The following is a 25,895-nucleotide window of genomic DNA, read 5'->3' as shown; positions in this document are numbered from 1 at the left end:
AGCACGCACTTATGTCGCCTCGATATGCGTCTCCCACTCGGGCTCGGGTTCCGGGCTGGCTGGCGGCAGGCCGCCCAGGCAGGAGCGGTGGGCGGCGGCGTAGGCGCCGTAGCGGTCACGGCAGATGGCCTCGATGGCGAAGTGGGCACGCAACCACGGGGCGAGGGCGGTGGCGTCCCGTTCGGGCAGCAGGTCGAGGCTGGTGGGTCTCGGCATCGATCACGACGGTTCCGTAGACGTGACCGCGCCGAAGGGCGAAGTCATCGACGCCGACGGCACGAGGGTCCGAAGCGGTTGGGTCGGGCAGGTGCATCACGCGGCGCAGCAGCGTGGTGCGGCTGGTAACAATCCCCATCACATGGGCGAGGCGAGTGTCAGCCCGGCCGGCCAGGGGCAGGCCGATGGCGCCCATCGCCTGCCGCAGCCGCTCGGTGGCTCGGCCGTGGCGGCGGGTCAGCCCCGGTACCTGTTCGACGAACGTCCGCCGACCGCAGACCGTGGCCGTGCACAAGAACCGCCGGACCCGTAAAGGGGGGAGTGGTGGGCTGCGGGACATGAGCGGTGGGGACTGCAGTGGGGAGGACCGCCGTCAGGCAGGCCGGACCAGTCCGGTGTCGTAGGCGAAGATGACGGCCTGGACGCGGTCGCGTGCGTCGATCTTGGTGAGGATGCGGCTGACGTGGGATTTGACGGTGGACTCGGCGAGGTGGAGCTGGTCGGCGATCTCGGCGTTGGTGGCGCCGACGGCGAGGGCCGTGAGGACGTCGCGTTCGCGTTCGGTGAGCTGGGCGAGCCGGTGTTCCTGCGCGACGGTGCGTCCGGCGGGGACGCGCTGGGTGTAGGTGTCGATGAGGCGGCGGGTGATGCCGGGGGAGATCACGGAGTCGCCGGCGGCCACCGCTCGGATGCCGACGACGAGCTCGTCGGGGCGGGCGTCCTTGAGGAAGAAGCCGCTGGCTCCGGCGCGCAGGGCTTCGTAGGCGTACTCGTCGAGGTCGAAGGTGGTCAGGACGAGGACGCGGGAGCGGCCGCCGGACTCGGCGATGCGGCGGGTGGCCTCGATGCCGTCCATGCCGGGCATGCGGACGTCCATCAGGACGACGTCTGGGTGCAGTTCGGCGGCCATGCGGACGGCTTCGCTGCCGTTGGCGGCCTCCCCGGCGACGGTCATGTCGGGTTGGGCCTCCAGGAGCATGCGGAAGCCGAGGCGCTGGAGGGTCTGGTCGTCGACGATGAGGACAGTGGTCATGCGAGCGGATTCTCCGGCTTCTCCCGCTGCCCGGGGGACGGTGCGGGCGTGGTGGGGACGAGGCGGGCGTGGACGCTCCAGCCGCCGTGCTGGTTGGGGCCGGAGGCGATCTCGCCCTGGTAGAGGGCGGCGCGTTCGCGCATGCCGACCAGGCCCTTGCCGCCGCCGCTGGTCCGAGTGGTGCGCGGAGGTCCGGTGTCCTCGACCGTGACCCGGACGGCGTCGGAGTCCGCGGTGAGGATGATGGTGACGCCGGTGTCGGGTGCGGCGTGCTTGAGGGTGTTGGTGAGGGCCTCCTGCACGATGCGGTAGACGGCGAGTTGAAGGCCCTGGGAGAGGGCGGTCAGGTCGCCCTCCCTGCGCAGGGTGACGGTGGGGCCGGCGGCTCGGAAGGGTTCCAGCAGAGCGTCGAGGTCGCCGAGCCCCGGCTGCGGGGCGAGCGGGGCTTCCCCGCGCCGCGGGGTGTCGTCGGTGCCGATCACCGTGAGCAGCCGGCGCAGCTCGCCGAGGGCGTCGCGGCCGCTGTCGGCGATGATGCGCAGGGTGTTGGTGCCGTGCTGGGGCTTGGTCTCGGACAGGGCGGCGGCGCCGTCGGCGAGGCCGACGATGACGGCGAGGGTGTGGCCCAGGATGTCGTGCATCTCGCGGGAGACGCGGGCGCGTTCCTGAGCGGCGGCCAGGCGGGCCTGCTGTTCTCGGTCCTTGTCCAGGGCGGCGATGATGGTGTTGACCAGTCGTCCGGCCAGGCCGAGTCCGGCGAAGGCGCCCATGGCTGCGATGGCGAGGACGGTGACGACCTCGGGGCGGGTGGCGTAGTGGAGCTGGCCGCCTCTCCAGTAGGCGGCGGCCCAGGTGAGGAGTTGCGCGCAGGTGATGCCGTAGGCGATGGCCAGTTGCCGGGGGCTGCCGCGACGGCCGACGTTGTACAGGGCCACGGCGCGTGCGGCGTCGGCGCCGTTGAAGACATCGATGGCGATGGCGATCACGGACACCGCGGTGGTGGCGAGAAAGACGAGCATGGGACGGCGCTCGCGCCACAGCATCGGCACGACGAAGGCGAAGGTCAGCGCCACCTGGACCGGCCATTGGGCGGTGTTGGCCGGGTTGAGCAGAGAGGGGATGCCCAGCGTGGCGCACAGGGCGGGAACGCCCCACCGGCGTACCCGGGGGTGGGCCTGGTCGGCCAGCCGCCAGCGGGCCAGCCGGGCGATGATCGAGACGATCACCTGTTGCTCGGGTTCGCTCGGCAGCGGCATGAGGATCCGGGGCTGCCGGTCGGGCCCGGCGGCCGGCGCGGACGGTGCGGTCACGGTGTGCGCCCTTCGAGGTGCAGGCGGGGCCGCCCGCCGGTCCCGGGGGAGGTGGACCGGCGGACGGGCTGGGGGACACGGCCGGTGGGTGACCGGCCGCCGCGGTGTGGATCGTACGGCTGCCGCGGCGGCCGTAGGGGTCAGCCCCGTGGTGTCGCCGTGGCGGGAGCCAGCTCGTTGTCCGACGCCTCCCGGGCTTCCAGGACATGCCGGAGCTTCTCGCCCTCGACGTCCACCGAGGGCAGGATTCGGTCGAGCCACTCCGGCAGCGCCCAGGTCTTGCGGCCGACCAGTGCCATCACGGCCGGCACGATGGTCATGCGTATCACGAACGCGTCCAGGAGGACCGCGGTGGCCAGGCCCAGGCCGATTGACTTGATCAGCGCCACGTCGTCGAGGAGGAACCCGGCGAACACGGAGATCATGATGACCGCGGCAGCGCTGACGACCCGGGCGCTGTGCTTGAACCCGGAGACGATGGCCTCGGTGGGTTCGGCGCCATGGACATATTCCTCCCGCATGCGGGTGACGAGGAAGACCTCGTAGTCCATGGCGAGGCCGAAGACGACGCCGATCAGCAGGATGGGCAGCATGCTGATGATCGGTGCGGTCTGGTCGACGCCGAAGAGGTCCTTGAGCCAGCCCCACTGGAAGACCGCCACCACTACGCCCAGAGTGGCGACCACGCTGAGCAGGAAGCCGAGGGCGGCCTTGAGCGGGACCAGGATCGAGCGGAAGACCAGGAGCAGCAGGAGGAGGGCGAGCCCGACGACGATGGCGAGGTACGGGATCATGGCGTCGCTCAGCTTCTGCGACACGTCGATGTTGACGGCGGCCGTGCCCGTGACCATGAGATCGGCGCCGGTGTCCTTCTTCAGCTCGGCGCTGTTGTCGCGAATGGTGGTGACGAGGTCCTTGGTGGCCTCGCTGGAGGGGGAGCTCTCGGGGATCGCGGCGATCAGGGCGACGTCGGCGGCCTGGTTGAAGTTGGCCGGGCTGACGGTGGCGACGTCGTCGAGCTTGCTGATGAGGGTGCGCGCGTCCTCGGCGGCCGCCTTCGGATCGTCGCTGTTGCGGGCGTCGACGACCACGGTCAGCGGGCCGTTGAAGCCGGGTCCGAAGCCCTTGCTGAGGGTGTCATAGGCGATCCGCTGGGTCGAGCCCGGGGAGGACATGCTGTCGTCGGGCATGGTCAGCCGCAGGTCCGTGGCCGGAAGGGCGAGGACACCGAGGCCGAGCATGGAGACCACGAGCAGCTTCACCGGGTTGCGGGTGACGAACCGTCCCCAGCGCGTGCCCATCGTCTCGCGCTCGCCGCGCTCCTCGTCGCGGTGCCGCTTGGTGGTGAGCTTGCCCTTCATGATCCGCATCCCGGCGAAGCCGAGGACGGCGGGCAGCAGGGTCAGGGCGATCACGACGGCGACGGCGACCGCGAAGGCGGCGGCCAGGCCCATGGTGGTGAGCATCTTGATGCCGATGACGCTGAGCCCGGCCAGCGCGATGATCACGGTCAGACCGGCGAACACCACGGCCGAACCGGCGGTACCCAGGGCCCGCCCGGCGGCCTCCTCTGGATCGTGCCCCTCCCGGATCTCACCGCGGTACCGGGAGACGATGAACAGGGCGTAGTCGATCGCCACGGCCAGGCCCAGCATCAGCGCCAGTGTCGTGGAGGCGGAGGACAGGGAGACGAACTCGGTCGCGATGGTGATGCCGCAGACCGCTGCCACGACCCCGGCGATCGCCGTGAGCAGCGGCAGCCCCGCCGCGAGCATGGACCCGAAGGTGATGACCAGGACAAACGCGGCGACGACCAGCCCGACCAGCTCGGCGGCCGTGTTGCCACCCTCTTCCTGTACGGCGTTACCGCCGAGGCTGACGCTCAGACCGGCCTTCTCTCCGTCCTTGGCGACTTCATGCAGGGCGTCGGACGCGGCGTCGGTGATGTCGGCCTTGGGCACCTTGTAGGTGACCTGCGTGTAGGCGATGGTGCCGTCCTTGCTGACCAGGCCGCTGGAGAACGGCTCGGACACGTTCCCCACCTGCGGAGCGGCCTTCAGCTCCTCGATGAGCGTGCCGATCTCGCTCTTGTTGCCCGCGTCGGTCAGCTTCTGCCCCTTGGGGGCCTCGAAGACGACCCGCGCCGTCGCTCCGCCGGCGGACGCCTGCGGGAACTCCTTCCCCAGCAGGTCGATGGCCTTCTGCGACTGTGTGCCGGGCAGGGTGAAGTCGTCGGTCGTGGTCGCGGAGACACTGCCGGCACCGATACCGACGGCGGCGAGTACCACGATCCACACCATCAGGAAGAGTCGTCGTCGCCGGAAGGCCAGCCGGCCCAGGCGGTACAGGAACGTGGCCACGGAAGTACTCCCACCAGGAGAAAGAGGGTCGCTGAGGGCATCGGACCAAGCTCTCGGCCGGGCCCGGTGCCAAGCTATGGGCGGCTCCCGGCGTCCACCCGGCACCACGGGACCGAATCCGGGCGGCGGCCAGTACCGCGGTACTGCGGGGGGCGGTACCGCGGTACTGGTGTGCTGGTACGGCTCGCCTCGCCGGAATCCGCACCGCGCCGGCGTCACCGACGAACTGGGCGTCGATGCCCGCGCCGGGCTGCCTGGGCGCCTCGGCGCGTCACCAAGGACGGGGAGCGCAGGCCGACAGGCGGCACCCACACCGAAGGACGGGCCGCCCCCGCACGATACGCGCCCCGGTGACGTAGTCCGACATGGGGGAGCCAGAGCCAGAAGACGGCGTCCGCGGCCTCACGGATCGTGCCGGTCCGGCCGAGCGCGATCTGGGCCGCCTGGCTCGCGAACACCCCGAGGTACGGATCGGCCTGCATCACCGGTGGATGGAGGGCTGCATCGACGCTGCCGCGCTCACCCGTGAGATTCAGCAACTGGGCTACCGCGGCCACATCAACACCGTCCGCCGCCGTCTGCGGCCCTACCGCAGCGGGACGATCCCGACCGCTGCCCCGCTGCCCCACTCGACCGTCCGCGGGGTCACCGACTGGATCATGCGCCGGCCCGAGCGACTCACCGCCACCGAGCGCGAGTGTCTCGACGAGCTGTGCGAACGCAGCCCCGCCTTGGCCACGACCACCCAGTACGCCCGGCGCCTGGCCGCGATGGTGCGCGAACGCCGCGGCGAGCACCTGGCCCTCGACGTCTGGCTCGCCGATGTCCCGTTCGACGGACAACGAGAACTCCGCACCCTGGCCGCGGCATACGGCGCGACCGCGCAGCCGTACTCGCCGCCTTGACCACCACCCACACCTCGGGAGCGGTCGAGGGCAACGTCATCAGAATCAGACTGCTGACGAGACAGATGTACGGCCGGGGCCAACTTCGACCTCCAGCCGTCCTGGTGTCAGCCCAACTTGGTGACGATTTCCGCAACCTGGTCCGGCATCGACAGGAACGGGGAGTGGGAGGCGTCCAGCGCCACCACGGAGGTCGCGTTGTCCGGGAAAGCGGCGTCGGCTTCGGTGATGAATCTGCGCTGCACCGCCGGGCGTACCGCCATGTCCTGCGCGCACGTGACATAGGTGCGCGGAATCGATCCCCAGCCATCTCGGGTCAGGGTGGTGGCACCCAGCGCGATACCGACCGGGGCGTCGGGTGACAGCAGACCGAGGGCGGCGTCGGCTACGGCTGGATCCACGTCGCCGAAGAACGCCTGACGCAACTGCTGCCGGTAGGCGGCGTCATCCGACGCGAGGTCGAAGCGCAGTGCGCCGATCACGGCGGGGTCGGCACGCAGCGACGGCCCCACGAGTTCGCCCTCGTTGTCGGCCGACTGGATGTACGCCAAGGCCGGGACGTCCGAGGCCGGCATGAACGCCGTCAGGTACACCATGTGTCCGACCAACTCCGGCACTTGCTGGGCCGCACGGGTCAGCACCGTGCCACCCATGCTGTGTGCCACCACGGTGACCGGACCTCCGCGGCCGACCTGTCTGATCTGCGAGACGAGGAGCTCGGCCGCTTCGTCCAGGCCGACGCCCGCTACCGGAGAGGCCTCCGTGGCGACCGCGTCGGGATCGAAGGGGCGCCGGGAGAGACACTCCGGACGGCGGCTGTACAGCCCATGCCCCGCCATGTCCACTGCGGCTGCTTGCCGACCGGCCGCCGCCACCTTGGTGATGACCTCGCTCCAGCACCAGGAACCGTGCCAGTAACCGTGCAGGAAGAGCAGTGGTGTGAAGGTCATGGCCACTCCTTTGTTCCAGTGGAGGCGGGGCTGCGGGCAGGAGCATGCGCTTCAGGAGAGACCGGCGTCGCAGGTGAAGGAATTTTCACGTGGAGAACAACTGCAATCAACTCTAGGCGGGGGGAGGAAGTCAAGTGTCCGTTCTGCTACAGGCCGGCCCCCCGACATGCTGCTTGCGCAGGCTCTGCAGAAGTTTCCCCACGGCTCCGACGTCGAGATCCGGTTCGTCTGCCGACCTACCACGCCGTCGACCTGACCGAACTCCTGCCGAAGGAGTGCGGTTTCCCCAAGGCGCAGGCCAAGGCGATGAATGCCCAGGTCGACGCCCGTGCCGCCCGGATCGGGCTGGACTTCCGGCTCGACTCCGCCATCGCGACCAGCACCCGCGCCGCCCATCGTGATCCACTTCGCCGAGCGTCAGGGCCGACAGCACGACATGTTCCAGCGGTTCTTCCGCGCCTGCTTCACCGGCGGACTCGACGTCGGCGACTACGACGTCCTTGCCCGCCCGGCCGCGGAGATCGGCCTCGACCGGACTGTCGCCCGGGAGGCGCCGGACAGGGGCGCGTTCGACGCCGACGCTGATGTGCGACACGCCGGCCAACTCGGTGTCACCGGAGTGCCGTTCTTCGTCTTCGACGGCCAGTACGCCGTGTCCGGGGCCCAGCCGGTCGAGGCGTTCCTGCAGGCGCTCGACGTCGCCCGGAAGGGGCAAGTTCGCCACGAGCGCATGAGGCGGCCGCGTGTCACGAGCAGCTGGGGGCCAGTTTTCGACGGCGTGGAATTGAGCACTGACGGCCATGTGGAGATGGCGAACCTCGTCGTCTCGAGGCCCCGGGGCGACTGTGCGGCCGTGACTGCCGGCTTGTCCGAGCGGTCAGTACGGCCGCGCCCGTCCCATGCCGCCGGCAGGAGACCCGAGCTTCCCAAGGCTCGGGCCCCGACCGGGCGCCGACCATGCGCCCGGCCACGGGTCTGGCCGCGCGGCGCTCACCCCCGACTACGCTTGGTGGGCGCAGTCGGAGGTGTGCCTGCTGCGGCGACCGCGCGTTCAGCTGGTTGACATGGCCTAGGCGGCGGGGGTGAGTTCGGCGCGGCCGAACAGCAGCGCGTAGCCGGAGGGGAGCTGGTGCAGGATGCGGGTCAGCAGGTCGGGGCCGGCGTAGGCCGCGACGGCGGAGAAGACGGATCCGGTGTCCCAGCGGGTGGTGGCAGGGGAGGCGCCGGTGCGGGCGGCGAGGTCTTTGATGAAGGCCCAGCCGGTCAGCGGCTGGGTGTCGGGGATCTGGGCGGTGAGGATGCGTGCGGCTTCGAGGGGGAGACGGGCGGCGAGTTCGACGCGTTCGTCGCCGGTCAGCTGGCGTCCGAGTCCCGCGAGGACGAGGCGGACGGCTTGCTCGGCCTTCTCATGGGTGGGGTAGGCGCCGTCGTAGCGGACCTTTTCCAGCATGTGCTCGTACGCCCTTCCGTAAGGCTGCTGCTGGAGCGGTTCGCGCTGGTCGGACATCACTGCGGTGGTTGCCTTTCTTTCACCGGGGTGGGTGGTCAGGTGGGTTGAGGGCGGCCGAAGAGGAGGTCGTAGCCTGCGGGGAGCTGGAGCAGGATCTCCTCGAGGAGGTCGTCGCCGACGGCGTCGGCGACCGTGGAGAGGACGGCGCCGACGTCCCAGGCCGCGGTCTGTTCGGTGGCCCCTTCGATCCAGGCCGCGGTCGCGCGCACGAACCGCTCCGGGGGGAGCGGCTCGGCGCTCTGCAGCGGGTTGAGGAGGATGAGGGCGAAGTCTTCCGGCAGACGTGCCGCCAGCCGGGCGCGTACCCCGCCGACCAGGTGTGCGCCCAACAGGGCGAGCACCACGCGGGTCGCGCGGCCGGCTTCGTGCAGCGTGTCGTATTCGCCGCGTTCCTTCACGTGGTCGAGGAACGCTTCGCGTCGGAGTGTCATGTCGGCCGTCACCCCTTCCTCGGTCCGCGGGGCGCGGAGGACGGGCGAGGGGGAGATCGGGTACCCGTCCTCCGCCGCTGTTCGGCCCTCACGGGGGCCGGTTCAGCCGGAGATCTCCTTGCGGCCGGTTCCGACGCCGATGGCGATCTTGCGGGGCTTGGCGCGCTCGGCGATCGGGATGCGCAGGGTGAGCACGCCGGCGTCGTAGTCGGCCTGGATGTGCTCGGTGTCCAGCGTGTCGGCGAGCACGATCTGGCGGGAGAAGACGCCCAGCGGCCGCTCCGACAGCTCCATCTGCACGTCGTCTGCCTTTGTGACGGGCCGGCGCTCGGCCTTGACGGTCAGCATGTTGCGTTCGACGTCGATTTCGATCGCGTCCGCGCTGACGCCGGGGATGTCGAACGCCACCACGTACTGGTCGCCCTCGCGGTAGGCGTCCATCGGCATCGCCGAGGGCCTGGACCAGGTGCCCGGGCCCATCAGCTGCTGCGCCAGCCGGTCCAGCTCACGGAAGGGGTCAGTGCGCATCAACATCGGAAAACACCTCCAGGAAGGTTCGGGCAGTTGCTGCCAATGCGCCTCACTGACACCGTTGTAACATGTCATCCAATGGATGACAAACATGGTGTCGTCCAAAGGATGACTACGTGGATGACTACGTGAGGGAGGCGCCCATGACCCAGGCCGACCAACCGGCACCCTCCAGCGCCGGCACACAGAGCCCGGTGTCGTTCCTCGCCGCCGCGGTGGCCCTTCAAGCCGTGGACGACGCCCTGCGTGCCGCCCGGCACGACGTCCCCGACACTGCCGAGGCTCACGACGTCGGCCCGGAGCAGGCCCTGGCCTCCCTCCTTCTGCTGCGGCAGGTACGCGAGCGGCTCGCCGGATGGGAGACCGGCCTGATCGAGACCGCCCGCAACGCCGGAGCCAGCTGGGCCGACCTCGCCCACCCGCTCGGCGTCTCCAGTCGCCAGGCCGCCGAACGCCGCTACCTGCGCAACCGTCCCGGCGCCGGCGGAACCACCGGCGAACAACGCGTCCAGGCCACCCGCGCCCGCCGCGCCGCCGAACGCACCACCGCCACTTGGGCCCGCCGCAACGCCGCCGACCTGCGCCGCATCGCCGGCCAGATCAGCGCCCTCACCGACCTGCCCACCGCCGCCCACCTCCCCCTCGGCCAACTCCATGAAGCGCTGGCCCAAGACGACCCGGCCGACCTCATCCACCCGCTCAACGCCACCCGCCCCCACCTGACCGCCACCCACCCCGACCTCGCCGCACAACTCGACGCCCTCACACCCCCCTGAGCTGCACCGATACCGCCACGGTGCTGGAGGAGGCACCCCACCTCGCTGAGGCCCGGGTGCGCGCGGCGACCGCCGACCTTGCGGCGCCGGCCGGGTGGGTCGACGACGACGGCGGCCGGTACGCCACCGCCCGGCGGTACGAGGCGTACGGCGCCGCCGGCGGGGTGGAGATCGGCACCCGCATTGCCGCATCGGATGATCTACGTGGGCCGCCCCGGCGACGACGCCCTCGCTCTGCTCGGTCCAGCCGGGAAGCAGCCCGGGCCGCTCCGGTCGTGGTGGCCCAGAAGTCCGCGGCCCAGCCGGTTGAGAAGGCTTCTCCTCCTCGACGGCCCGGGCAGATCGCTCGAGGGGATCGCCGTCACAGATCGAGGACCAGGCGAGGTCCGCACGAGCGGGAGACGCAGATGAGCATGGTGTCGCCGGCGGCCCGTTCGTCCTCCGTCAGCAGCGTGTCCCGGTGGTCGGGCCTGCCGTCGAGTACGTCGGTCTCGCAGGTGCCACAGGTGCCTTCCCGGCAGGAGAAGTCGACCGCGACGCCTGCCTCCTCCAGGGTTTCGAGCACCGAACGGCCTGGCGGCACGGTGAGGACGAGCCCGGAACGGGCGAGCTCCACGTCGAAGGCCGCCGCCGGGCCGGTTCCGGCCGCCCGCACCGGGGCGAACCGTTCGACGCCCAGGGTGCCCGGCGGCCAGCCCGCGCACTGCTCCTGCACCGCCCGCAGCAGGGGCTCGGGACCACAGGCGTGCACCAGGGTGCCCTCCTCGGGAGCACCGAGATGTGCGGTGAGGTCCAGCAGGCCGTACTCGTCCTGCGGACGGATGAGCACCCGGTCCCCGTGCGGGGCCAGACGGTCCAGGAACGCCATGGAGGTCCGGGTCCGCCCGCCGTACAGCAGACGCCAGTCGGACCCCGCGGCCTCGGCGGCCTCGACCATGGGCAGGACCGGTGTGATGCCGACGCCTCCGGCGATGAAGAGATGGCGCGCGGCAGGCCGCAGCGGGAAGTTGTTCCGCGGTCCGCGGACCCGCACGGTGGCGCCCTCACCGAGGTGGTCGTGGACGTACGCCGAGCCGCCGCGGCCCCCCGGCTCGCGCAGCACGGCGATCTGCCAGGTCTCGCGGTTCGCAGGGTGCCCGCACAGGGAGTACTGACGGACCAGGCCGCCGTCGTCGCCGGGCAGGAGGACGTCGATGTGGGCGCCCGGCGTCCAAGGGGGAAGCGCACCGCCGTCGGGGCGGCTCAGGGTGAGGGAGACGACCGCGTCGGCGGCGACGGTGCGGCTCGCCACGGTGAGGGTCGTGTCGACCGGGGACAGTGGGTCGTTCATAGTGGTTCAGCTCCGGGATTCAGGCCTGGGCCGGCACATGCAGCAACAGCGCGTCGCCCTGACCGCCGCCGCCGCACAGGGCCGCCGCTCCGCTGCCGCCGCCGCGCCGCCGCAGCTGCGCCGCGAGGGTCAGCACCAGCCGGGCGCCGGTCATGCCGACCGGGTGCCCGAGCGCGATCGCTCCGCCGTTGACGTTCACTTTGTCCAGGGGGAGGCCCAGCTCCCGCACGGAGGCCAGGGCCACTCCGGCGAAAGCCTCGTTGATCTCCAGCAGGTCCAGGTCGGTGGCCTTCAGCCGGCCGTCCCGGGAAAGGGCGTCGCGGACCGCGCCGGCCGGCTGGGCGAGCAGCGAGGGGTCCGGGCCCGCGACCGTGCCGTAGGCGCCGACCTCGGCGAGCGGGGTCAGTCCCTCCCGCCGGGCGCGCTCGGGGCTCATCACGACGACGGCCGCGGCGCCGTCGGAGAGCTGTGACGAGTTGCCCGCGGTGATGGTGCCCGCGCCGGAGAAGGCCGGCGTCAGGCGGCCCAGGCTCTCGGCGGTGCTGTCCGGCCGTACGCCCTCGTCGGCCTCCACCACTGTCTCGCCCCGGCGTCCCGGCACGGTGACGGGGGTGATCTCCTCGGACAACGCGCCCGACTCCTGGGCGTGGGCGGCCCGTCGGTGGGACAGCGCGCTGTACTCGTCCTGTTCCTCGCGGGTCAGGGCGTACGGCTGCTGGTAGCGCTCGGTGGCCGCGCCCATGGAGACGCCGTCGAAGGCGCATACGAGGGCGTCGCGGTCGAGGGCGTCCTCCACCGTGGCCGAGCCGTATTTCCAGCCGGTGCGTGCTCGCCGCAGCAGATGGGGGACGCAGGACATGGATTCCATGCCGCCCGCGACGACCACCTCGTGACGGCCGGAGGCGATCATGAGGTCGGCCAGGGCGATGGCGTGCAGGCCGGACAGGCAGAGCTTGTTGACGGTGCTCGCGGGGACGGAGAAGGGGATGCCGGCGTGTATGGCGGCCTGCCGCGCCGGGTTGGGGCCGGCGCCGGCCTGGACGACATGGCCCATGACGACGGCCTGCACGGCTGCCGGGTCCAGGCCGACGGTGGCCAGGGCCGCTGTGATGGCGTGGGCGCCGAGGTCGACCGCGGACAGGGTGCTCAAGGCGCCCGTCAGTTTGCCGATGGGCGTTCTGGTTCCGGCGACGATGACGGATCCGGGCAAGACCGGGACCTCCTGAGGTGTGGGACGGGTCACGCGACCGTGTCGACGGCACGGTCGGCGATCATGTGGGCCGTCTCGTTGACCGAGTGCAGCACGATCCGGCCGCCGGGCAGGCGCCGGACCCGGCTGACGGACGTGTAGCCGGGGTGGAACCAGAACATCGTGGGCAGGCCGAGCACCGTCGCCAGATAGGTGTTGGTGATGCCGCCGTGGCACACGGCCGCGACCCGCCCGCCGGGATGCGCGGCGAAGACGGTGTCCATGGCCCGTACGGCTCGGGCGCGGAAGGCGTCCCAGTCCAGGTCGGGCACGAAGTCCTCGTAGCGTCCCTCGGCGAGCGCCGCCGCCCGGGGATCGTCCGCGCCGATCTGCTCCGGTGGTGTGTAGGGGTGGGACACGTCCGTGTCCCACTCGCGCAGGTCGTCGAGGACGGTGGTGGTCAGGCCGGTGCGGCGTTCCAGGGGCGCCGCCGTCTCACGGGCCCGCCGGAACGGGCTGGAGTACAGGGCGTCCAGGTCCTCGTGTCCGAGCCAGGCGGCGAGACGTTCGGCCTGGGCGGTGCCCTCCGGCGACAGCCCTGGGTCGAACACGCCGGCCAGGGGAAGTCCGTGCCGGATGAGGAGGAGTTCGGTCATGGACGATCCTTCGTGACGGAGAGGGGACGATCCTTCGTGACAGAGAGGGAAGGGGGTGGGGCGGCTCAGCCGGCGATGGTCCGTTCCGAGCTCCAGTAGGGGCGGCGCATCGCGCGTTTGTCGAGCTTGCCCATCGCGTTGCGCAAGAGCTCGGGAACGAACTCGTACGCCTTCGGGCACTTGTAGGCGGCGAGGTGCTCGCGACAGAACCGGTCCAGATCGTCGGCCGGCGGCTCGTGCCCCGCCGCCACGACGAGCGCCCGGAGCGACTCGCCGAAGTCCGGGTCGGGCACGCCGATCACCGCCACCTCGGCGACCGCCGGGTGCCGCCGCAGGACTGCCTCGCTCTCGGCCGGGTACAGGTTCACGCCACCGGAGACCACGACGTCCGCCGCCCGGTCGGTGATGAAGATGTAGCCGTCCGCGTCGACGTAGCCGATGTCGCCGAGCGTGAAGACGCCGGGGGAGAGGTAGGCGGCCTTGGTCTTGTCCGGGTCCGCGTGGTAGCGGACGCCCTGGTCGTCGGGCGCCCGGAAGGCCAGCAACCCGCGCTCCCCGGGCTCCAGTCGGCGGCCGTCGTCATCGGTGACCAGGACCTCGAACGGCGGCCGGGCGCGCCCGACCGAGCCCGGGTGCGCCAGCCATTCGGTGCTGCTGATACGGGCCACGGTTCCCGCTTCGCTGGCGCCGTACGACTCGGTCAGCACCGGACCGAACCAGTCGATCATGGCGAGCTTCACGTCCGGTGGGCAAGCGGAGCCGGTGTGGGAGACCTGCCGCAGACTGGAGACGTCGTACCGGGCGCGGACCTCTTGCGGGAGGGCGAGCAGCCGTTGGAAGTGGGTGGGGACCATCACCGTCGAGGAGACGCGCCACTTCTGCACCCGGCTGAGGAACGTCTCCGCGTCGTATCTGCCGAGGACGACCACCGGTTCCCCCGCCGCCAGGTGCCGCAGCGAGGTCAGCGGCGCGTTGTGCTGCAGGGGGCCGCACACCAGGTGCGGTCCCGGCGGGAATCCGGGCCGGGCGGACATCTCGGCGAGATAGGCGCAGTTGTCGGCGACCGGGCCGCTCACCCAGCGCACCTCGGTGCCGCGCGCCCGTCCGGTGGTTCCCGAGGTGTAGACGAGCGGTGGCCTGGCGGGACGGTCCGTGGGAAGAGTCCGTCCGGCGGGTGCGGCGGCCAGCCACAGATCCCAGTCGAAGGCGTGCCCCGCCGCCGGGGTTCCGTGTGTCACGACCGGCAGGCCCAGTTCCCGGGCCGCGTCAAGGGCGGCCCCCGCGCCGACGGGCCCGGCGATGATCCCGGTCACGCCCGCGTCGGTGATCTGGTCGACGAGTTCGCCCGAGGTGAGGTTCCGGGACGTGGCCACCGTCCCCACTCCGGCTCGCAGGCCCGCCAGATGGGCCACCAGTGTCGGGATCGCGTTGTCTCCGAGGACGGCGATCCGGTCGTCGGGGCCGGACGTGAGTTCCAGCAGCCGGGCCGCCGCCCGCGCCACCTGGTCGGCGAGACCGGACCAGGACAGCACGCCCAGGTCGTCCACCAGGGCGGGCTCGTCGGGTGTCTCCTGGGCGCGACGGTCTAGTGGCAGCAGCGACATGGCTCCTCCGGCGGCTCCTCGGTTCTCTCCCGGTTCGAGGGGAGAGGGGATGCTGAGACTGTAGCGTTTATCAAGAAAGTACGGAACACTCTGATCCCGGACGTAGACATTCATGCCTGGCTCAGTGGTGAAACAAGCAAGCGGCCGGTTCGCCGTTACTGAATCTGTCATCTGGTAAGTGCCCGAGGAGGAGCCATGTCCCAGCTCGATCCGGACGCATGGCGCCGGCAGGTCCGGCAGTGGCTGGCCACCGTGCTCGAACCGACGCGGGCGCCGGAGTCAACCGGTGAGGCCGCCGACCTCGCCGTGTTCCACAACCTCGCTCAGGACGAGGAACGCCTGCTGCTCGAGCGCTGCCGCGCCTACCAGCGGGCCCGCTTCGACGCCGGCTACCAGGCGCTGACCCTCCCCGCGGACAAGGGCGGCGCCGGCCTGACCGCCGCCCACGCGGCCGTCTTCGCCGAGGAGGAGTCCGCGTTCGAGGTGCCGCCGTCCACCGAGCTGATCAGCGTCACCGTGCGTCTCGTCGCGATGGCCGTCTCCCTGTTCGGGACGCCCGAGCAGCGCCACGACCACGCACGCGCCTTCCTGCGCGCCGACCTGTTGGCCTGCCAGCTCTTCAGCGAACCCGGTGCCGGATCCGACCTCGCGGCCCTGCGCACTCGCGCCCGGCAGGAGGGCGACGCCTGGGTGATCGAGGGTCAGAAGGTGTGGACCTCGGGCGCCCAGTTCGCCGATTACGGTCTGCTGCTCGCGCGCACCGACCCGGACGTCGTCAAACAGGCCGGCATCACCGCCTTCCTGGTGCCGATGGACGCGCCCGGAGTCGAGGTCCGCCCCATCCGCCAGATGAGCGGCGGTGCCTCCTTCAACGAGGTCTTCCTCAGCGGCGTACACGTCCCCGACCGGCTCCGGATCGGGCGGCCGGGCCAGGGCTGGGAGGTCGCCACCACCACCCTCGCCCTCGAGCGGACCGCCTCCGGCAGCGGCAACCGCCGCAAGGGCGGCACCTTCGCGGACGTTCTCGCGCTCGCCCGCTCCCTCGGCCGGACCTCGGACCCGCTGGTCCGCCAGCGCCTCGCCGACCTGTACGTCCGTGCCGCCCTGCGCGCGGCCACCGTCGATCGCGTGGCCAGGACGAGCGCCGCCGGCGGTCGCCCGGGTCCGGAGGCGTCGTTGACCAAGCTCATGGCCTCCGACCTGCTCACCCACACAGGCCAGGTCGCCGCGGAGCTGATGGGCGCGCGGATCAGCGCCGATACCGGGGAGGCGGGCACCTTCGCCTGGACCCAGCACCTGCTCGGCGCCCCCGGTTACCGGCTGGCCGGAGGCACCGACCAGATCCAGCGCAACCTGATCGGCGAGCGCGTCCTGAAGCTGCCGCCGGAGCCGCGCGCGGACCGGGCGCCGTTCTCACAGCTCCCCGGCACCCCACAGGCTCATCTCACCAAGGAGTGACATCAATGGATCTGGGACTGACAGGCGCGAAGGCGCTGGTGACAGGTGCGAGCCGGGGCATCGGCCGGGCGATCGCCGCAACTCTGGCAGCGGAGGGCTGCGCACTGGCGCTGTGCGCCCGCGGTGAGGAGGGGCTCGCCAAGGCCGCCGCCGAACTGCGCGGGGAGGGGGCCACCGTGTTCGCGGAACCGGTCGACGTCACCGACCCGGGCGCCCTCGCGGACTTCGTGGAGCGGGCGGCCGGTGAACTCGGCGGACTCGACCTGCTGGTGTCCAACGTGTCGGCGGGCAACGTGAAGGGCCCTGATTCCTGGGAAGCCAGCCTGCGCGGCGATCTGGTCCCGTTCGCGGGGCTCGTCGAGGCGGCCCTTCCGCACCTGGAGGCCTCCAGCCGGGCCGCCGTCGTGGCCATCGGCACCACCAACGCCTCCGACACCGCCCGGCCGGCCGGAGCGAACTCCTACTCCGCGCTGAAGGCGGCCGTGGTCCAGCACGCCTCGGCCCTCGCGCACGCCCTCGCGCCGAAGGGCATCCGCGTCAACACCGTCTCGCCCGGCCCGATCGACTTCCCCGGCGGCGCCTGGGAGACCATCCGCACCAGCCGTCCCGAGGTCTACGAGGAGGTCCTCGCCAAGCTGCCGATCGGTCGCTACGGCACCGCGGAGGACGTGGCCGCGGCGGTGGCGTTCCTGCTCGGACGGACCGGCTCCTTCTGTGTCGGGGTCAATCTCGTGGTGGACGGCGGGCTGCTCACCCGCGTCCAGTACTGAGCCGTGGCGGGCCCGGCCGGCCGCCTGGACGCCGTACTCGTCTGCGGCGGCCGCTGGCACGACTTCGACCAGGCGCGGCTCAGGCTGCTGGAGCTGCTCGGAGAGCATCCGCGGGTGCGCACGACCGTCCACCAGGACTACGACTGTCAAGACGCCCTCGACCGGGCCGACCTGCTGGTCACCTACACCTGCGACGTCCGGCCCCGCCCGGCGCAGCGGGCCGCGCTGGCCCGGTTCGTCGAGCGGGGCGGGCGCTGGCTCGCCCTGCACGGCACCAACGCGGTGATCGAGCCGTCGAGGAGTGGAGGGCCGCGGGTGTTCACGACTCCGCGGCTCCTCGGGGACCTGGCTCAGGTGCTCGGCAGTCAGTTCCTGGCCCACCCGCCGATCGAGCCGTACGAGGTGAAGGTGACCCGGCCCGACCACCCACTGGTCGCCGGGATCCGGCCGTTCACGGTCACCGACGAGCTGTACGTGTGCGAGCTGCACGGGGAGCTCGAAGTGCTGCTGCACGCCGAGTACACGGGACCGTGCCGCGGTTTCGCCGAGGGCGGCACAGCGGCCCTCGACACGGCGTCCCGGCCGGTGCTGTATCTCAAGCGGCACGGCCGCGGCGAGGTCTGCTACTTCACCCTCGGCCACTGCCGGGGCCGCTACGACATGCAGGACCTCGGCGTGGACGACACCGGGCAGGTGGACGCGGGGCCGTGGCAGACAGCGGAGTTCCTGACCGTGCTCCGGCGCTGTGTGCAGCGGGTGGTGGACACACCGGACAGGGCCGGCGCCTGAGCGAGTCCGGCGCCGGCCCCTCTGCGAATCGCGGCTCAACCGTGCGGAAGCACCACCGCGCGGCCGTTGATGTCGCCGGCGTGCAGGCGCTCGTACGCCTCGGGCGCCTGCTCCAGCGTGAAGGTCTCGACGTGGCAGGACACGAGCCCCCGCCGTGCGAGCTCGATGACCTCCATGAGTTCCGTGCGGCCGCCCCAGTAGGGAAAGGAGGCCGAGACCTCGAAGGGCAGCCCGCCGCCGAAACCGACGGATAGTGTGCCCCCGCCGAGGCCGACGACGGCGACATCGCCCGCGACCGCCACCGACGCGGCGGCGACCGCCAGGGTCATCTCGGCTCCGACGAAGTCCAGGACGACCTCCGCTCCCGTACCGCCGGTGAGTTCCCGGATCCGCGCGGCCGCCTCGTCGTCGGAGAGGAGTCTCTCGTGGGCGCCCACCTCGCCGGCCAGCTTCAGCTTCTCCTTACTGACGTCGAGGGCGACCACCCGGGCCGGGGTCAGCGCGCGGAGCAGCTGCACGGCGATGTGCCCCAGACCGCCGACGCCGATCACCACCGCCGTGCTGCCGGGCAGCAGCTTCGGCAGGGACCCGCGGATCGCGTGGTACGGAGTCAGTCCGGCGTCGGTGAGGGGCGCGGCCTGCACCGGGTCGAGTCCGTTCAGCGGCACCAGGTGGCGGGGCGAGTCCACCACCATGTACTCCGCCAGGGCGCCGGGGAAGCCGAGCCCCGGCGGCAGAATGCCCAGGCCGGCGGCGTGCGGGCAGCGGTTCTCCCCGCCCTCGGCACACGGGTGACAGCGCCCGCAGCCCCACGGGCCGTACACCGCCACCGCCTCGCCCTCCGTCACGGCGGTGACGCCGGCTCCCAGCGCCGCCACCGTCCCGACACCCTCGTGACCGAGGGTCATCGGCAGGGCGTAGGGGAACTGCTCCTCGGGCCAGCCCATCACCGCCAGGTCGGAGTGGCAGAGCCCCGCCGCCGTCACCTTCAACAGCACCTGGCCGGGCCCGGGTTCAGGCATCGGAAGCTCGACGACCTCAGGGGCGTGCCCCACCCGTCGGTACTGAACAGCCTTCATCCTCGGTCTCCTTTTCGATGATCGGATCCGGCCGGGTCCCCGTCCGGCGGCGCAGCACCGCGGGAAGGGCGATCCGCCCGCCCGTGAGGACCAGCGCCACGATGAGGACCGAGCCGGTGAACAGACTCGCGGCCCACTGCGCGCTGGTGGCGAGCCCGAGTCCGGTGATGCCCGTGCCGAGCAGGAGAACGGCGAGTACCGTTCCCCAGGCGTTGAAGCGGCCCGCGCGCAACTGGGTCGCCCCGACGAACGCGGCGGCGTAGGCCGACAGCAGATACGGGGTGCCGGCGGTCGGCGATCCGGATCCGACGGAGGACGCGAAGACGACGCCGGCGAACCCGGAGAGCAGGGCGGAGGCCACCAGGGTCAGAAAGCGCAGCCGGTCGGTGCGCACCCCCTGCAGCCGGGCCGCGTCGGCGTTGAAACCGGTCGCGTACAGCCGGCGCCCGGTGGCGGTGTGTTCCAGCAGGAACCAGATGGCGAGGGCGGCCAGCAGCAGATACAGCACCGGCAGTGTGATGCCGCCCGCGTCCAGCTGGGCGATGCTCGCGAACGGCTCGGCGAGCAGCTGTACTCCGGTGATCGAGCTGTCGTTGGTGACCATGGTGATCAGGGACTGGATGAGCGCCCCGGTGGCCAGGGTGGCGATGAAGGAGTCCACCCGCAGCAGCACCACCACGATTCCGTTGACGACTCCGACCAGCAGTGCCGCGGCCATCGCCAAGGCGATGGCCATGCCGGGCCCGAGCCCCGCCGAGACCAGGAAGCGCGCGGTCAGCACGCTCGTGAGGGACATGGTGTAGGCGATCGAGAGGTCGAAGACCCGTGCGGCCAGCGGTGGTACGACGCTGAGCGCCACCAGGCCCGCGACGGCGTTGCCGTTCAGCACCTGCCTGACCGTGATGGTGGTCGGGAACGTGTCCGGCGCCCACACGGAGAAGAGCACGACGATGACCAGCCACACGTACACGGCGCCGATGTTCCGGAACGACAGCGCCGCCGTCGCTCGGTTCCCGTCAGGACTCATGTCAGTCGGTTCCTTCCATGGCGTGCACGAGCGTGGACTCCGTGATGTCCCGTCCGCTGATCTCGCGTGCGATCCGGCCGTCCCGTACCACCAGCACGCGGGTGCACAGCGCGAGCAGATCCTGGGTGTCGGAGGAGGACACGATGACGCCCGTGCCCGCGGCGGCCTGATGCTCTATCAGGTCGTACAGGTGCAGACGGGTGGCGATGTCGACGCCCGCCGTGGGTTCGCACAGCGTCAGCACCGGCGGGCGCTGGGCCAGACAGCGGGCCATGACGACCTTCTGCTGGTTGCCGCCGCTCAGCGTGGTGATCCTGGCGTCGGCCGGGCGGCCGTCGGGCGTACGCACGCCGACCCGCCGGATCCAGTCCTCCGCCAGGGCGGACTCGCGGCGTCGGCGCAGCCGCCCGGAACGGGCGCGCAGGCGGTCCAGGAGCGGCAGGGTGAGGTTCTCGCCGACCGAGAAGTCGCCGATCACCCCTTCCTGTGCCCGGTCCGCCGGGACCAGGGGAAGGCCCAGGCCGCCGGCGTCACGCGCCTCGGTCCACCGTTCGGAGCCTTCCGACAGCCGCAGCCTGCCGCTCACCGGCCCGGGATGCGCCCCGCACACGGCGTACGGCACGATCTCGTGCCCGGAGCCGACCAGACCGGTGACGCCCAGCCGCTCGCCCCTGGCCAGGTCGAAGCCCACTCCCCGCAGCGGTCCGGCCCACAGGTCGCGGACCTCCAGCACGGGGTCGGCGCGGCTGGCGGGCGAGGGGGGACGGTGGTCGGTCTCCATCTCCTCGCCCGCCATCAACTCCGCCAGGGCACGCGGAGTGAGCTCGGCGACCGCACGGGTGGCGATCCGGCGTCCGCCCCGGATCACGGTGACCCGGTCGGCGAGCGCGAAGATCTCGTCCATCCGGTGCGAGACGTACAGCACGCCGGCACCGGCGTCGCGGAGCTCCCGCACGATGTCGAACAGCCGGGCCACCTCGCCGGGTGGCAGCACGGCGGTGGGCTCGTCGAGCACCAGGACCCCGCGGTGGCCCTCCCACCCCTGCAGCGCGGCGGCGATGGCCACCACCGTGCGCTGGACGGGGGTCGCTGTCGCCAGGGGGCGGCCTACGTCGATGCCGAGGCCGAACCGTTCGACCAGGGCACTGGTCCGCTTCTCCATCTCGGGCCAGCGGATGTTGCCGAAGGCCGTGCGGGCGAAGCCCTGACGGAGCGCCAGGTTGTCGATGGCGCTCAACTCGCCCACCAGTCCCAGTTCCTGGTGGACGAAGCGGAGCCGGTCGTGGCGGGAGAGCGAGACCTGACCGAGGTCGAAGGGTTCTCCGTCGAGTTCGGCCACCGCGCCCGGCTCCGCGTGATGGTAGCCCGCGAGGATCTTGATCAGGGTGGACTTGCCGGAGCCGTTGGGGCCGATCAGGGCGTGGATCTCACCGGGCGACACCTCGAGCTCGACGTCCTTCAGGGCCTGGGTGCCGCCGAACCTCTTCGACAGCGCGGCCACGCGCAGCACCGGCCCGGTCAACTCAGTCCCCACAGCGCCTCGAACTGCGCCTGGTAGTCCTCGACGAGCGGGAAGTCGCCCATGGCGTCCGGGAGGTTGTCCTTGGTGATCAGCACGTTGGGCAGCACCGCCTTCTGGTCCACGTCCATGGACTGGCCGGTGAAGTGGCGGGCCAGCGCGTCGACCTGGAGCCAGGCGGCCTCGTGCGAGTTCAGTGCCATCGCGGCGTCGCTGAGGCCGCTCTGGATGTACTGGTAGTTCTGACCGTCACCGACGTTGACGGCGATGTGCTTGCCGGTGAGGCCGGCGGTCTTCAGTGCGGCTGGGACGCCCACGTTGAGCAGGCCCAGGGAGAAGACGACATGCGTCACCTTCGGGTGCGAGCGGAGGTACGACACCACCCGGTCCGGCATGTCCTTGCCGATCGCGGTGATCGGCACGTCGACGGTGTCCAGCCCGCAGCCCTCGCACCACTCCTTGTACTTGGCCGCGAACGTGTCCTTGACGGGCTTGAGGATGGTGTAGGCGGGCAGGTCGAAGTAGACGGTGTCGGCCCGGCCGTTGCCGTCGGACACCACCCAGGAGGCGAGCATCTCGCCCTGGACGGCGACGTCGTCGGGCCCGTTCTTGAGCAGGGAGATGCCATCGCCGACCACGTCGTCGGCGTTCGACTGGATGACCGGGACACCCGCTGCCTTCAGTCGCGCCAGCTGCTTGGCGTACACCGCGCGCGGGAACCCGGAGGAGACGACGGCGTCCGGCTTGTCGCGCAGCGCCTGTTCGTAGGCGGCCTGGACGGATTCCGGCGTGCCTTGGGTGGCGATCTGCTGGACCTTCCAGCCGAGCTGGTTGGCGCCCGCGGTGAAGAAGTCGGCCAGGTCCTGGCAGGACTGCACACCGCACAGAATGAAGTCGATCTTCTTGTCGGAGGGGATTGCCTCGCCCACCGGTGTGGTGACCGGGATCCTCTCCGGGCGCTCGGAGTACTTCGCCAGGGCCTTGCGGGCGGCGGTCAGGCCGGGGGAGTCCGCAGCCGCCGCCTTGGCGGAGTCGGCGGCCGGAGCCGTACCGGTGCCGCACGCCGCCAGGGCGAGCAGGGCGGTGACGGGGACGATCGAGGTGAGGGCGCGGCGGACCGCGGAACGGGGTCTGGAACTCATCGTTGAGCACTCCCGTGTCGTGTCGCCCCGGAGCGGGACCGCCGCGGGGCTGGGGCCGGGAGGGCAGAGACCGTCCCGGAGGGGGAAGCAAGCGAGAAACTTATGAGGCTCTACAGCCTCAAGTGGGTCGGAGTGTGACACGGCCCAGGGGGCTTGGGGAGAGGGGCGCCGCAAGAAATTCCATGCTCGCGGTTGAATCAAGCGATGACCTCGGGAAGTCCTGGCCGTGCTCGCCGGTCTGAGTGTTGCCCCCGGACGTCAACGGTAACTACACTCACTCTAAAGTTTCTGCCGGAGGAGAGATGATGGACGAAACGTCGGAGCTGGGTACCGCGCGGTGCCCCGGGCCCAGCGTCCAGGACTACCTCGACCAGGACAGCCGCCCCGTTCCCCCCGCGCTGAGGTTCGAGCGGAACGACCACCTCGGCAGCGAGGACATCGACACCGCCCGCTTCACCTCCCGCGCGTGGGCGGAGCGCGAGATGCGGCAGGTCTGGCGGCGCGTCTGGCAGTTCGCCTGCCTGGAGAGCGAGATCCCCGAGGTCGGCGACCATGAGGTCTACGAGATCGGCGACGACTCCCTCATCGTCGTCCGCACGGCTCCGGACGAGATCCGCGCCTTCGTCAACGTCTGCCTGCACCGCGGACGCAAACTGCGTACCGGCGGCGGCAACGTCAGCGAGTTCCGCTGCTCGTTCCACGGCTTCGCGTGGAACCTGGACGGCACCATGCAGACCCCGCCCTGCTCCTGGGACTTCCCGCACGTCACCCCCGAGAAGTTCGCCCTCCCCGAGGCCCGGGTGGCCACCTGGCGCGGCTTCGTCTTCATCAACATGGACCCGTACGCCGAGTCCTTCGACAGCTACCGAGGCACCTTCGACGCGTACTACATCTGGCCGCTGGAGAACCGCTACAAGTCGCTGCACATCGGCAAGGTGCTGCCCTGCAACTGGAAGATCGCCCAGGACGCGTTCATCGAGTCCTTCCATGTGATCGCCACCCACCCGCAGATGCTGCCGTGGCTCGCCGACGCCAACTCGCAGTACGACGTCATGGCGGACCAGCCGAACTGGAACCGGATGATCAACATCCAGGGCGCGCCCAGCCCGCATGTGGCGGACTCCGTCACGGAGGAGGACATCCTGGAGACCTTCTACGACTCGCGCGCGTTCTACGCCGCGGCCCAGGGCCGTGACCTGGTGCGGCAGGAGGGCGACGACCTGCCGGCCATCCCGCCCGGCGGCACCGCCCGTCAGGTCCTCGCCGAGCGGATGCGCGCCCAGCTGGCGGCCACCTCGCAGCAGGACTTCTCACAGACTCCGGACACCGAACTGCTGGATGCCATCAACTACTTGCTCTTCCCCAACTTCAACCCCTGGGGCGGCGCCAAGTCGAACATCATCTACCGGTTCCGGCCCCACGGTCTGGACCCGGACTCCTGCACCGCCGAGATCATCTTCATGTCGTCCCCGAAGAGTCCCGGCGAGCTGCCACCCCCGGCGAAGATCCGCTGGGTTCCTGAGGACATGCTCTTCGCCGACATCCCCGAACTCGGAGTACTCGGACCCGTCTTCGACCAGGACTGCGAGAACCTGCCCTACGTCCAGCAGGGACTGAAGGCGATGCGCAAGCCGGGCATCACGCTGGCCAACTACCAGGAGAGCCGTATCCGCCACTTCAACCGGACGCTCGACGCATGGATGGACAAGTGACGCACCGGGTGGCGGTCGAGCCCTTGGGCGCCGAGCTCGAAGTCCTGGACGGCGAGGATCTGTTCACCGCGGCCGGGCGGCTCGGCTACCGCTGGCCCACCGTCTGCGGCGGCAAGGGCACCTGCCGTACCTGCTTCGTCCGGGTCGAGGAGGGTGCCGAGAACTGTTCCCCCGTGGGCCCGCTGGAACGCGAGGGCATCGAAGCCCTCCGCAGGCCGGTGGACGGCCTGACCCGGCTCGCCTGCCGGCTCCGGGTCGAGGGCCCGGTGACCGTGACCAAGCGCGGCGTGCGCCGCCGAGTGCAGGAGTGAGGCCCCATGTCCAAGCAAGTGATCCACCCACTGACCGGGCAGGTGTACCGGCTCACCGAGGACGGACTGGTCGAGGTGACCGATCCAGGGACGGGGGCGCGGGGCATTTTCGACTTCCAGGCCCGCTGGCAGTCGGGCGAACTGCGCCACGCCGACCTCCAGATGGCCGGCTGGGTCGGCCGCCTCGCCCGCCGGCGTACGACCCAGCGGGAGCAGTGAACGCATGACGCCCCGTCGTACCACCCGGATGGTCTGTCTGGTGCGCCGGCCCGACGGCGAACCGCTTCCCGCCGACTTCGCCGTCGAGGAACGCCCGCTGCCGCCCCTGGGGGAGGGGCAGTTGCTCGTGCGCAACCTCTACATGAGCGTCGACCCGGCCATGCGCGGTCGTCTGGAGAGCACCGAGAAGCACTACACCCACAACTTCACCCCGGGCTCGCCGCTCGACGGCCGGGCCCTCGGCGTCGTGGAGGAGAGCCGCCTCGCCTCGGTGCCGCCCGGCACCTATGTACGCCATCAGCTCGGCTGGCGGGAGTGGGCCGTGCTGGACGCGGCGGACACCGACGGCGCGGGTCGTGTCGACCCCCGGCTCGCCCCGCTGCCCACCTGGTTGGGCCTGCTCGGACAGACCGGGTTCACCGCGTACGTGGGCCTGACCCGGATCGCGGAGCTGAGCCCGGGGGACACGGTCTTCGTGTCGGCGGCGGCCGGCGCCGTCGGCACGGCCGCCGGCCAGTTCGCTCGCCTGCTGGGCGCGGACCGCGTCGTCGGGACCGCCGGAGGGCCGGACAAGTGCGCCCTGCTGGTGAAGGAGTTCGGCTACGACGCGGCCGCGGACTACCGTGCCGAGCCGGTGCGCGACGCGCTGGCCCGGCTGGCGCCCGACGGCCTGGACGTGTACTTCGACAACGTCGGAGGTGAGCAGCTCGCCGCCGCGCTGCACGCGCTGCGCACCGGTGGCCGGGTCGCCCTGTGCGGCATGATGTCGCAGTTCGGCGGCGACCGGCGGTCCGCCGACATCAACCAGTTGATCCAGGCGGTCCTCAAGCGGCTGACCCTGCGCGGTTTCATCGTCCGTGACCACGACGACCTGCGGCCGGAGTTCGAGCGGCGGGTCGCGGGCTGGCTCGCCGAGGGCCGGATCACCGCGCGGGAGACCGTCGTGGACGGCCTGGAGAACGCGCCAGGGGCGCTGCTGTCGCTGCTCGGGGGCGGCAATGTCGGCAAGATGCTGGTGCGGCTGGCCGATTGACTCATGGACGAGTGAAACGGCGCCCCTTCGCGGGG

Annotated in this window: 27 protein-coding genes; 11 read left to right on the top strand and 16 right to left on the bottom strand. The window is 71.2% G+C overall.

The features are described 5' to 3' along the window. Positions 1–9: 9 nt before the first annotated feature. Entirely contained in the window at positions 10–216 is a 207-nt protein-coding gene (locus ACIRF9_RS38490) for a hypothetical protein (protein WP_403832208.1), read from the bottom strand. Here ACIRF9_RS38490 and ACIRF9_RS38485 point away from each other — a divergent pair. Then, complete coding sequence (locus ACIRF9_RS38485; RefSeq protein ID WP_403832206.1) at positions 203–529, top strand: hypothetical protein; 327 nt, start codon at positions 203–205, stop codon at positions 527–529. The two genes, ACIRF9_RS38490 and ACIRF9_RS38485, sit on opposite strands and share 14 nt — an antisense overlap. 60 nt (positions 530–589) lie before the next feature. On the opposite strand, the gene ACIRF9_RS38480 is transcribed toward ACIRF9_RS38485, so the two are convergent. From ACIRF9_RS38480 to ACIRF9_RS38470, 3 genes are all read right to left on the bottom strand, one after another. Beyond that, positions 590–1,249 carry a response regulator gene (locus ACIRF9_RS38480; protein ID WP_403832204.1) on the bottom strand — a complete coding sequence of 220 codons (660 nt, stop codon included), beginning with the start codon at positions 1,247–1,249 and terminating at the stop codon, positions 590–592. Beyond that, a complete protein-coding gene (locus ACIRF9_RS38475) occupies positions 1,246–2,559 on the bottom strand; it encodes a sensor histidine kinase (RefSeq protein ID WP_403832202.1) in 1,314 nt (437 codons plus the stop codon). Before ACIRF9_RS38475 ends, ACIRF9_RS38480 begins: the two co-directional genes overlap by 4 nt. A 140-nt stretch (positions 2,560–2,699) precedes the next feature. After that, the gene (locus ACIRF9_RS38470; RefSeq protein ID WP_403832200.1) at positions 2,700–4,919 is read right to left on the bottom strand and encodes an MMPL family transporter; all 2,220 of its coding nucleotides are present in this window, start codon (positions 4,917–4,919) and stop codon (positions 2,700–2,702) included. A 365-nt stretch (positions 4,920–5,284) separates the two neighbouring features. Between ACIRF9_RS38470 and ACIRF9_RS38465 the strand changes: the two genes are divergently transcribed. Beyond that, positions 5,285–5,824: a hypothetical protein gene (locus ACIRF9_RS38465; protein WP_403832198.1), complete on the top strand. Its 540-nt coding sequence runs from the start codon at positions 5,285–5,287 to the stop codon at positions 5,822–5,824. Positions 5,825–5,931: 107 nt separating this feature from the next. Here ACIRF9_RS38465 and ACIRF9_RS38460 read toward each other — a convergent pair whose 3' ends face one another. Beyond that, positions 5,932–6,774 carry an alpha/beta fold hydrolase gene (locus ACIRF9_RS38460; RefSeq protein ID WP_403832196.1) on the bottom strand — a complete coding sequence of 281 codons (843 nt, stop codon included), beginning with the start codon at positions 6,772–6,774 and terminating at the stop codon, positions 5,932–5,934. Positions 6,775–7,171: 397 nt separating this feature from the next. Here ACIRF9_RS38460 and ACIRF9_RS38455 point away from each other — a divergent pair, with 397 nt between their 5' ends. Further along, positions 7,172–7,837, top strand: coding sequence for a DsbA family protein (locus tag ACIRF9_RS38455; RefSeq protein ID WP_403832194.1), 666 nt, complete (start codon positions 7,172–7,174; stop codon positions 7,835–7,837). Positions 7,838–7,843: 6 nt separating this feature from the next. Here ACIRF9_RS38455 and ACIRF9_RS38450 read toward each other — a convergent pair whose 3' ends face one another. The 3 genes from ACIRF9_RS38450 to ACIRF9_RS38440 all read right to left on the bottom strand — a co-directional run bounded on the left by ACIRF9_RS38450 (position 7,844) and on the right by ACIRF9_RS38440 (position 9,249). Then, positions 7,844–8,281 carry a DUF2267 domain-containing protein gene (locus tag ACIRF9_RS38450; RefSeq protein WP_403832192.1) on the bottom strand — a complete coding sequence of 146 codons (438 nt, stop codon included), beginning with the start codon at positions 8,279–8,281 and terminating at the stop codon, positions 7,844–7,846. A gap of 38 nt (positions 8,282–8,319) precedes the next feature. After that, positions 8,320–8,715 (bottom strand): DUF2267 domain-containing protein, encoded by a 396-nt coding sequence (locus tag ACIRF9_RS38445; RefSeq protein ID WP_403832189.1) that lies wholly within the window; start codon positions 8,713–8,715, stop codon positions 8,320–8,322. A 102-nt stretch (positions 8,716–8,817) separates the two neighbouring features. After that, a complete protein-coding gene (locus tag ACIRF9_RS38440; protein WP_403832187.1) occupies positions 8,818–9,249 on the bottom strand; it encodes an Hsp20/alpha crystallin family protein in 432 nt (143 codons plus the stop codon). 140 nt (positions 9,250–9,389) lie between these two features. Here ACIRF9_RS38440 and ACIRF9_RS38435 point away from each other — a divergent pair, with 140 nt between their 5' ends. Next, positions 9,390–10,022, top strand: coding sequence for a type III effector protein (locus tag ACIRF9_RS38435; protein WP_403832185.1), 633 nt, complete (start codon positions 9,390–9,392; stop codon positions 10,020–10,022). A gap of 361 nt (positions 10,023–10,383) precedes the next feature. Here the strand turns inward: ACIRF9_RS38435 and ACIRF9_RS38430 are convergent, their stop codons facing one another. The 4 genes from ACIRF9_RS38430 to ACIRF9_RS38415 all read right to left on the bottom strand — a co-directional run bounded on the left by ACIRF9_RS38430 (position 10,384) and on the right by ACIRF9_RS38415 (position 14,801). Then, positions 10,384–11,352, bottom strand: coding sequence for a PDR/VanB family oxidoreductase (locus tag ACIRF9_RS38430; RefSeq protein WP_403832183.1), 969 nt, complete (start codon positions 11,350–11,352; stop codon positions 10,384–10,386). A 19-nt stretch (positions 11,353–11,371) separates the two neighbouring features. Beyond that, the gene (locus ACIRF9_RS38425; RefSeq protein ID WP_403832181.1) at positions 11,372–12,562 is read right to left on the bottom strand and encodes an acetyl-CoA C-acyltransferase; all 1,191 of its coding nucleotides are present in this window, start codon (positions 12,560–12,562) and stop codon (positions 11,372–11,374) included. 29 nt (positions 12,563–12,591) lie between these two features. Continuing rightward, the gene (locus tag ACIRF9_RS38420) at positions 12,592–13,197 is read right to left on the bottom strand and encodes a histidine phosphatase family protein (protein WP_403832179.1); all 606 of its coding nucleotides are present in this window, start codon (positions 13,195–13,197) and stop codon (positions 12,592–12,594) included. A 65-nt stretch (positions 13,198–13,262) separates the two neighbouring features. After that, the gene (locus tag ACIRF9_RS38415) at positions 13,263–14,801 is read right to left on the bottom strand and encodes an AMP-binding protein (protein ID WP_403832177.1); all 1,539 of its coding nucleotides are present in this window, start codon (positions 14,799–14,801) and stop codon (positions 13,263–13,265) included. Between the two features lie 195 nt (positions 14,802–14,996). On the opposite strand from ACIRF9_RS38415, the gene ACIRF9_RS38410 reads away from it, so the two are divergent. From ACIRF9_RS38410 to ACIRF9_RS38400, 3 genes are read left to right on the top strand one after another with little or no spacing between them, the layout of a single operon-like run. Further along, positions 14,997–16,259 carry an acyl-CoA dehydrogenase family protein gene (locus tag ACIRF9_RS38410; protein WP_403832174.1) on the top strand — a complete coding sequence of 421 codons (1,263 nt, stop codon included), beginning with the start codon at positions 14,997–14,999 and terminating at the stop codon, positions 16,257–16,259. 5 nt (positions 16,260–16,264) lie between these two features. Next, the gene (locus ACIRF9_RS38405) at positions 16,265–17,029 is read left to right on the top strand and encodes an SDR family NAD(P)-dependent oxidoreductase (RefSeq protein ID WP_403832171.1); all 765 of its coding nucleotides are present in this window, start codon (positions 16,265–16,267) and stop codon (positions 17,027–17,029) included. Positions 17,030–17,032: 3 nt separating this feature from the next. After that, a complete protein-coding gene (locus ACIRF9_RS38400) occupies positions 17,033–17,818 on the top strand; it encodes a ThuA domain-containing protein (protein ID WP_403832169.1) in 786 nt (261 codons plus the stop codon). Between the two features lie 35 nt (positions 17,819–17,853). On the opposite strand, the gene ACIRF9_RS38395 is transcribed toward ACIRF9_RS38400, so the two are convergent. Genes ACIRF9_RS38395 through ACIRF9_RS38380 form a run of 4 tightly spaced genes read right to left on the bottom strand, consistent with a single transcriptional unit; the run spans position 17,854 to position 22,585 of the window. Next, positions 17,854–18,897, bottom strand: a complete 1,044-nt coding sequence (locus ACIRF9_RS38395) for an NAD(P)-dependent alcohol dehydrogenase (protein ID WP_403832167.1) — start codon at positions 18,895–18,897, stop codon at positions 17,854–17,856. Beyond that, positions 18,857–19,924 carry an ABC transporter permease gene (locus ACIRF9_RS38390; RefSeq protein WP_403832164.1) on the bottom strand — a complete coding sequence of 356 codons (1,068 nt, stop codon included), beginning with the start codon at positions 19,922–19,924 and terminating at the stop codon, positions 18,857–18,859. Before ACIRF9_RS38390 ends, ACIRF9_RS38395 begins: the two co-directional genes overlap by 41 nt. A gap of 1 nt (position 19,925) precedes the next feature. Continuing rightward, positions 19,926–21,446 (bottom strand): sugar ABC transporter ATP-binding protein, encoded by a 1,521-nt coding sequence (locus tag ACIRF9_RS38385; protein ID WP_403832161.1) that lies wholly within the window; start codon positions 21,444–21,446, stop codon positions 19,926–19,928. After that, complete coding sequence (locus ACIRF9_RS38380) at positions 21,443–22,585, bottom strand: sugar ABC transporter substrate-binding protein (RefSeq protein ID WP_403832159.1); 1,143 nt, start codon at positions 22,583–22,585, stop codon at positions 21,443–21,445. The genes ACIRF9_RS38385 and ACIRF9_RS38380 overlap by 4 nt, the downstream gene beginning before the upstream one ends. Before the next feature lie 305 nt (positions 22,586–22,890). Here ACIRF9_RS38380 and ACIRF9_RS38375 point away from each other — a divergent pair, with 305 nt between their 5' ends. From ACIRF9_RS38375 to ACIRF9_RS38360, 4 genes are read left to right on the top strand one after another with little or no spacing between them, the layout of a single operon-like run. After that, positions 22,891–24,297 (top strand): SRPBCC family protein, encoded by a 1,407-nt coding sequence (locus tag ACIRF9_RS38375; RefSeq protein WP_403832157.1) that lies wholly within the window; start codon positions 22,891–22,893, stop codon positions 24,295–24,297. Beyond that, entirely contained in the window at positions 24,282–24,608 is a 327-nt protein-coding gene (locus ACIRF9_RS38370; RefSeq protein WP_403832155.1) for a 2Fe-2S iron-sulfur cluster-binding protein, read from the top strand. Before ACIRF9_RS38375 ends, ACIRF9_RS38370 begins: the two co-directional genes overlap by 16 nt. A 6-nt stretch (positions 24,609–24,614) precedes the next feature. Then, positions 24,615–24,827, top strand: coding sequence for a transposase (locus ACIRF9_RS38365; RefSeq protein ID WP_403832153.1), 213 nt, complete (start codon positions 24,615–24,617; stop codon positions 24,825–24,827). Positions 24,828–24,831: 4 nt separating this feature from the next. Then, a complete protein-coding gene (locus tag ACIRF9_RS38360; RefSeq protein ID WP_403832151.1) occupies positions 24,832–25,860 on the top strand; it encodes an NADP-dependent oxidoreductase in 1,029 nt (342 codons plus the stop codon). Positions 25,861–25,895: the final 35 nt, after the last annotated feature.

The organism is Streptomyces sp. NPDC096132 (genome assembly GCF_044763345.1).
In the GTDB taxonomy this organism is placed as follows: Bacteria; Actinomycetota; Actinomycetes; order Streptomycetales; family Streptomycetaceae; genus Streptomyces.
Note: the sequence above shows the minus strand (reverse complement) of the source record. Positions and strands in the feature narration are given on the sequence as shown.

Excerpts from the sequence above, each read along its gene's own strand:
- ACIRF9_RS38490 (WP_403832208.1), bottom strand. The coding sequence starts at position 216 with ATGCCGAGACCCACCAGCCTCGACCTGCTGCCCGAACGGGACGCCACC.
- ACIRF9_RS38480 (WP_403832204.1), bottom strand. The coding sequence starts at position 1,249 with ATGACCACTGTCCTCATCGTCGACGACCAGACCCTCCAGCGCCTCGGC.
- ACIRF9_RS38465 (WP_403832198.1), top strand. The coding sequence starts at position 5,285 with ATGGGGGAGCCAGAGCCAGAAGACGGCGTCCGCGGCCTCACGGATCGT.
- ACIRF9_RS38460 (WP_403832196.1), bottom strand. The coding sequence starts at position 6,774 with ATGACCTTCACACCACTGCTCTTCCTGCACGGTTACTGGCACGGTTCC.
- ACIRF9_RS38450 (WP_403832192.1), bottom strand. The coding sequence starts at position 8,281 with ATGTCCGACCAGCGCGAACCGCTCCAGCAGCAGCCTTACGGAAGGGCG.
- ACIRF9_RS38445 (WP_403832189.1), bottom strand. The coding sequence starts at position 8,715 with ATGACACTCCGACGCGAAGCGTTCCTCGACCACGTGAAGGAACGCGGC.
- ACIRF9_RS38440 (WP_403832187.1), bottom strand. The coding sequence starts at position 9,249 with ATGTTGATGCGCACTGACCCCTTCCGTGAGCTGGACCGGCTGGCGCAG.
- ACIRF9_RS38435 (WP_403832185.1), top strand. The coding sequence starts at position 9,390 with ATGACCCAGGCCGACCAACCGGCACCCTCCAGCGCCGGCACACAGAGC.
- ACIRF9_RS38430 (WP_403832183.1), bottom strand. The coding sequence starts at position 11,352 with ATGAACGACCCACTGTCCCCGGTCGACACGACCCTCACCGTGGCGAGC.
- ACIRF9_RS38420 (WP_403832179.1), bottom strand. The coding sequence starts at position 13,197 with ATGACCGAACTCCTCCTCATCCGGCACGGACTTCCCCTGGCCGGCGTG.
- ACIRF9_RS38415 (WP_403832177.1), bottom strand. The coding sequence starts at position 14,801 with ATGTCGCTGCTGCCACTAGACCGTCGCGCCCAGGAGACACCCGACGAG.
- ACIRF9_RS38410 (WP_403832174.1), top strand. The coding sequence starts at position 14,997 with ATGTCCCAGCTCGATCCGGACGCATGGCGCCGGCAGGTCCGGCAGTGG.
- ACIRF9_RS38405 (WP_403832171.1), top strand. The coding sequence starts at position 16,265 with ATGGATCTGGGACTGACAGGCGCGAAGGCGCTGGTGACAGGTGCGAGC.
- ACIRF9_RS38395 (WP_403832167.1), bottom strand. The coding sequence starts at position 18,897 with ATGAAGGCTGTTCAGTACCGACGGGTGGGGCACGCCCCTGAGGTCGTC.
- ACIRF9_RS38390 (WP_403832164.1), bottom strand. The coding sequence starts at position 19,924 with ATGAGTCCTGACGGGAACCGAGCGACGGCGGCGCTGTCGTTCCGGAAC.
- ACIRF9_RS38380 (WP_403832159.1), bottom strand. The coding sequence starts at position 22,585 with ATGAGTTCCAGACCCCGTTCCGCGGTCCGCCGCGCCCTCACCTCGATC.
- ACIRF9_RS38375 (WP_403832157.1), top strand. The coding sequence starts at position 22,891 with ATGGACGAAACGTCGGAGCTGGGTACCGCGCGGTGCCCCGGGCCCAGC.
- ACIRF9_RS38370 (WP_403832155.1), top strand. The coding sequence starts at position 24,282 with ATGGATGGACAAGTGACGCACCGGGTGGCGGTCGAGCCCTTGGGCGCC.
- ACIRF9_RS38365 (WP_403832153.1), top strand. The coding sequence starts at position 24,615 with ATGTCCAAGCAAGTGATCCACCCACTGACCGGGCAGGTGTACCGGCTC.
- ACIRF9_RS38360 (WP_403832151.1), top strand. The coding sequence starts at position 24,832 with ATGACGCCCCGTCGTACCACCCGGATGGTCTGTCTGGTGCGCCGGCCC.